General features: G+C 71.2%; 7 protein-coding genes and 1 pseudogene. All 8 read left to right on the top strand.

Annotated elements, in window-relative coordinates; translation table 11 throughout:
- Window positions 1-123 (top strand): elongation factor Tu (tuf, locus tag VFW24_05700; protein ID HEX5266247.1); only part of this gene is annotated, 123 nt, incomplete at its 5' end.
- Window positions 124-138: 15 nt separating this feature from the next.
- Window positions 139-465 carry a 30S ribosomal protein S10 gene (gene rpsJ, locus VFW24_05695; protein HEX5266246.1) on the top strand — a complete coding sequence of 109 codons (327 nt, stop codon included), beginning with the start codon at window positions 139-141 and terminating at the stop codon, window positions 463-465.
- Window positions 466-715: 250 nt separating this feature from the next.
- The gene (rplC, locus tag VFW24_05690) at window positions 716-1,354 is read left to right on the top strand and encodes a 50S ribosomal protein L3 (GenBank protein ID HEX5266245.1); all 639 of its coding nucleotides are present in this window, start codon (window positions 716-718) and stop codon (window positions 1,352-1,354) included.
- 2 nt (window positions 1,355-1,356) lie between these two features.
- The gene (rplD, locus tag VFW24_05685) at window positions 1,357-2,169 is read left to right on the top strand and encodes a 50S ribosomal protein L4 (protein HEX5266244.1); all 813 of its coding nucleotides are present in this window, start codon (window positions 1,357-1,359) and stop codon (window positions 2,167-2,169) included.
- Window positions 2,170-2,174: 5 nt separating this feature from the next.
- Entirely contained in the window at window positions 2,175-2,465 is a 291-nt protein-coding gene (gene rplW, locus VFW24_05680) for a 50S ribosomal protein L23 (GenBank protein HEX5266243.1), read from the top strand.
- A 13-nt stretch (window positions 2,466-2,478) separates the two neighbouring features.
- Entirely contained in the window at window positions 2,479-3,318 is an 840-nt protein-coding gene (gene rplB / locus VFW24_05675; protein ID HEX5266242.1) for a 50S ribosomal protein L2, read from the top strand.
- Between the two features lie 14 nt (window positions 3,319-3,332).
- Window positions 3,333-3,611 (top strand): 30S ribosomal protein S19, encoded by a 279-nt coding sequence (gene rpsS, locus VFW24_05670; GenBank protein ID HEX5266241.1) that lies wholly within the window; start codon window positions 3,333-3,335, stop codon window positions 3,609-3,611.
- Window positions 3,611-3,961 (top strand): annotated as a pseudogene (gene rplV / locus VFW24_05665) (50S ribosomal protein L22). Before rpsS ends, rplV begins: the two are co-directional and overlap by 1 nt.
- Window positions 3,962-4,183: the final 222 nt, after the last annotated feature.

Raw genomic sequence — 4,183 nt, 5'->3', positions numbered from 1 at the left:
GACAACACCACCATCACCGTGGAGCTGCAGAAGCCCATCGCCATGGACGAGGGCCTGCGCTTCGCCATCCGCGAGGGTGGGCGCACCGTGGCCTCGGGCGTGGTCACCAAGATCCTCAAGTAGCCGAGGGAGACAGGGATGGCCGACGGCGCCAAGCAGAGGATCAGGATCCGGCTCAAGGCCTATGACCACGAGGTCATCGACCAGTCGACCAAGAAGATCGTGGAGACGGTGCTGCGCACCCAGGCCAAGATCCGGGGCCCGGTCCCTCTGCCGACCGAGAAGCACCGCTACACCGTCATCCGCTCCCCCCACAAGTACAAGGACTCGCGGGAGCACTTCGAGATGAGGATCCACAAGCGTCTTCTCGACATCGTCGAACACACGCCCAAGACGGTGGACTCCCTCCAGCGCCTGGACCTCCCCGCCGGCGTCGACATCGAGATCAAGATCCAGCAGGCCTGACCGGGCGGGTTGGGCCAGGGCCGGCACGCCCGTCAGGGCCTGGGCCCGCCCCCAGCTGAGTCGCTATAATCCCCCGGTTCGGTAGGGGCCTCCGGGTCCCCGCCCAATCGGACCAAGAGATGTCCGGGTACCGCCCTCCGGGGCACGGCCCGGCAAACCAGACGAGCGCTCCGCTCGGGCCCGCCCGAGCGGAGTTTTCGTGTGCAACGGACCACTGAACGCACAGGCAGGACGAGAAGGCCGCATCGAAATGGCAACCAAGGCGATCGTCGGTGAGAAGGTCGGCATGACCCAGGTCTGGGACGACCAGAACCGGGCCATCCCGGTCACGGTCGTTCGCGTCTCGCCACTGCGCGTGGTGCAGGTGAAGACTCCCGAGCGGGACGGTTACGCCGCTCTCCAGGTCACCTACGGAACCCGCCGGGCCGACACCCTGAACAAGCCGGAGAGCGGCCACCTCAGACGGGCGGGGGTCGATCCCGGGCGGCGCCTGGTCGAGCTGCGCCTGGCCGACGTGAGCGGGTTCGAGGTCGGCCAGGAGCTGAAGGTCGACCTCTTGGCCCCCGGGGACCGCATCGACGTGACCGCGGTCAGCAAGGGGAAGGGCTTCGCCGGCGGGATGAAGCGCCACAACTTCAAGGGCCAGGGCGCCTCCCACGGAAACCACAAGAAGCACCGGGCGCCGGGCTCGGTCGGGGCGTGCGCCACACCGGCCCGGGTCTTCAAGGGCACCCGGATGGCCGGTCGGATGGGCGCCCAACGGGTGACGACTCTCGGGCTGCAGGTCGTCCAGGCGGACGCCGAGCGCGACCTCCTGCTCCTCAAAGGATCGGTTCCCGGGCCCCGGGGCGGTCTGGTCCTGATCCGCGACGCGGTGAAGGGGACCTGACCATGGCCACCAGTCCCGTCTCCAGTCCCTCCGTGGACCTGCGCAAGTCCGACGGAACCGTCGTGGCCACCCATGCCCTCGACGCCCAGACCTTCGGGATCCAGCCGAACGTGCCGGTGATGCACCAGGTGGTGACCGCCCAGCTGGCGGCCGCCCGGTCGGGCACCCAGAGCACCCGGACCCGCGCCGAGGTCAACGGTGGGGGCGCCAAGCCGTGGCGCCAGAAGGGCACCGGGCGGGCCCGCCAGGGTTCGTCCCGCGCCCCGCACTGGACCGGAGGCGGCGTGGCCCTCGGGCCGAAGCCCCGCTCCTACAAGCAGAAGACGCCGAAGAAGATGGTCGCTCTGGCCCTGCGTTCGGCCCTTTCCGACCGGGCGGCCCAGGGCCAGGTCGCGGTCGTGGAGTCCTGGGGCATCGACCGGGCCCGCACCAAGGACGCCCTGGGGCTGCTGGCCACCCTCGGAGTCGACGCCGGGAAGGTGCTGGTGGTCGTGGCCCCGGACGACCACGCCGCCACCCTCTCGTTCCGCAACCTGCCCCACGTCCACGTGCTCCTCGGGGCCGAGCTCAACGCCTACGACGTGCTCTGCGCCGACTGGGTCGTGTTCAGCTCCGCCACCCTGCCGGGCGGGCTCGGGGAGACGGTCGCCGCCTCCGCGGCGTCGTCCGCTCCACCGGCACCGGTACCGGCGCCCGACACCGCCGCACCGGCACCCGCCACCGCCGCCCCGGCTGAGGCAGCCCCCACCCCGCCCGCCGCGGCCGATCCGGCCGCTCCCCGAGACGCCGCTGCTGACGAGGAGGCATCCGAGTGAGCACCCTGGCCGATCCCCGGGACGTGATCCTCCGTCCCGTCGTGTCCGAGAAGTCGTACGCGCTTCTGGACCGCGGCGTGTACGTGTTCGAGGTCCATCCCGACGCCAACCGCACCCAGGTCCGCCAGGCGGTGGAGACCGTCTTCGGCGTCCGGGTCGGCAAGGTCAACACCCTCAACCGCAAGGGGAAGCGCAAGCGGAACCGGCGCCAATCCACCTTCGGCAAGCGCGCCGACACCAAGCGCGCCATCGTGACCCTGGTCGGAGACGACCGCATCGAGCTGTTCGAGAGCTGACGGATCCAGAGCCATGCCCCTTCGCAAGCGCAAGCCAACCAGCCCCGGTCGCCGTTTCCAGACCGTCTCGGACTTCTCCGAGATCACCCGGGCGCGCCCTGAGCGGAGCCTGGTCGAGCCCAAGCCGTCCACGGGCGGCCGCAACAGCTACGGCCGCAAGACGGCCCGCCACCGCGGCGGCGGCCACAAGCAGCGCTACCGCATCGTCGACTTCAAGCGCGACAAGGACGGCGTGCCCGCCAAGGTGGCGTCGATCGAGTACGACCCCAACCGCAACGCCCGCATAGCCCTGCTCCACTACTACGACGGGGAGAAGCGCTACATCCTGGCCCCCGCCCGGGTCGGGGTGGGGGACGTGCTGCAGAGCGGCCAGGGGGCCGACATCCGGCCCGGTAACGCATTGCCGCTGCGGTACATCCCGGTCGGGTCGACCGTGCACAACGTGGAGCTCAAGCCCGGCGCCGGGGGCAAGATCGCCCGGGGGGCCGGGATGAGCGTGCAGTTGGTCGCCAAGGAGGGTGTCTTCGCCACCCTGCGCCTGCCCTCCACCGAGATGCGCCGGGTCTCGATCGACTGCCGGGCCACCGTCGGTGAGGTCGGCAACGCCGAGGCCAGCCTGGTCTCGCTGGGCAAGGCCGGTCGCAACCGGTGGAAGGGCGTCCGGCCCCAGACCCGCGGCGTGGCCATGAACCCGGTCGACCATCCGCTGGGCGGCGGCGAGGGCAAGAGCTCGGGCGGCCGGCATCCGGTCAGCCCGTGGGGCAAGCCGGAGGGCCGGACCCGGGCCCGTCACAAGGAGTCCGACAAGCTGATCGTCCGCCGCCGCCGCACCCGCGGTGCCCGGCGGCAGTAGGCGAAGGAGACGCGATGCCCCGCAGCCTGAAGAAGGGTCCCTTCGTCGACGACCACCTGCTCAAGAAGGTCGACGATCTCAACTCCCGCAACGAGAAGCGCGTGATCAAGACCTGGTCCCGCCGGTCCACGATCATCCCCGACATGGTGGGTCACACCATCGCCGTGCACGACGGGCGCAAGCATGTGCCGGTGTACATCACCGAGTCGATGGTGGGCCACAAGCTCGGGGAATTCGCGCCCACCCGCACGTTCCGCTACCACGCCGGCCAGGAACGGGCCGGGAGGCGCTGATGCCGGGCCTCAAGACCAACGAGATCGAGGGCACCCGCGCCGTCCTCCGCTACAGCCGGATGTCGGCGTACAAGGTGCGTGAGGTTCTCGACCTGATCCGGGGCCGCGACGTCGAGCGCGCCGCCGAGATCCTGCGCTTCTGCGACCGCGACGCCGCCATCCCCGTCGCCAAGCTGCTGGCGTCGGCCGTGGCCAACGCCCAGCACAACGACGAGATGGACCCCGAAGAGCTCTACGTGTCGACCTGCTACGCCGACGAGGGCGCCACCATCAAGCGCTGGCGGCCCCGGGCCCGGGGCCGGGCCACGCGCATCCGCAAGCGCACCTGCCACGTGACGGTGATCGTCAGCCGGCTGCCCGAGGACCGCCTGGCGCGGATGCGCGCCCACCAGGCGGCGGAGCTGGCCGAGCGGCGGGCCCGCCGGGTGGCCGGCCAGCGCCAGTCCGAGGCCCGGCGGCGCCGGCGCGGCGGGGCGGCCGAGCAGGAGCCGGTTACCGACGGGGCGCTCACCGACGAGGCGCTCACCGACGAGGCGCTCACCGACGAGGCGCTCACCGACGAGGCGCTCACC

The sequence above is a fragment of the Acidimicrobiales bacterium genome (assembly GCA_036273495.1).
Classification (GTDB): Bacteria; Actinomycetota; Acidimicrobiia; order Acidimicrobiales; family JAJPHE01; genus DASSEU01.
The sequence above is the reverse complement of the archived record's forward strand: the minus strand, read 5'-3'. Positions and strand labels throughout refer to the sequence as shown.

Excerpts from the sequence above, each read along its gene's own strand:
- rpsJ (HEX5266246.1), top strand. The coding sequence starts at position 139 with ATGGCCGACGGCGCCAAGCAGAGGATCAGGATCCGGCTCAAGGCCTAT.
- rplC (HEX5266245.1), top strand. The coding sequence starts at position 716 with ATGGCAACCAAGGCGATCGTCGGTGAGAAGGTCGGCATGACCCAGGTC.
- rplD (HEX5266244.1), top strand. The coding sequence starts at position 1,357 with ATGGCCACCAGTCCCGTCTCCAGTCCCTCCGTGGACCTGCGCAAGTCC.
- rplB (HEX5266242.1), top strand. The coding sequence starts at position 2,479 with ATGCCCCTTCGCAAGCGCAAGCCAACCAGCCCCGGTCGCCGTTTCCAG.
- rpsS (HEX5266241.1), top strand. The coding sequence starts at position 3,333 with ATGCCCCGCAGCCTGAAGAAGGGTCCCTTCGTCGACGACCACCTGCTC.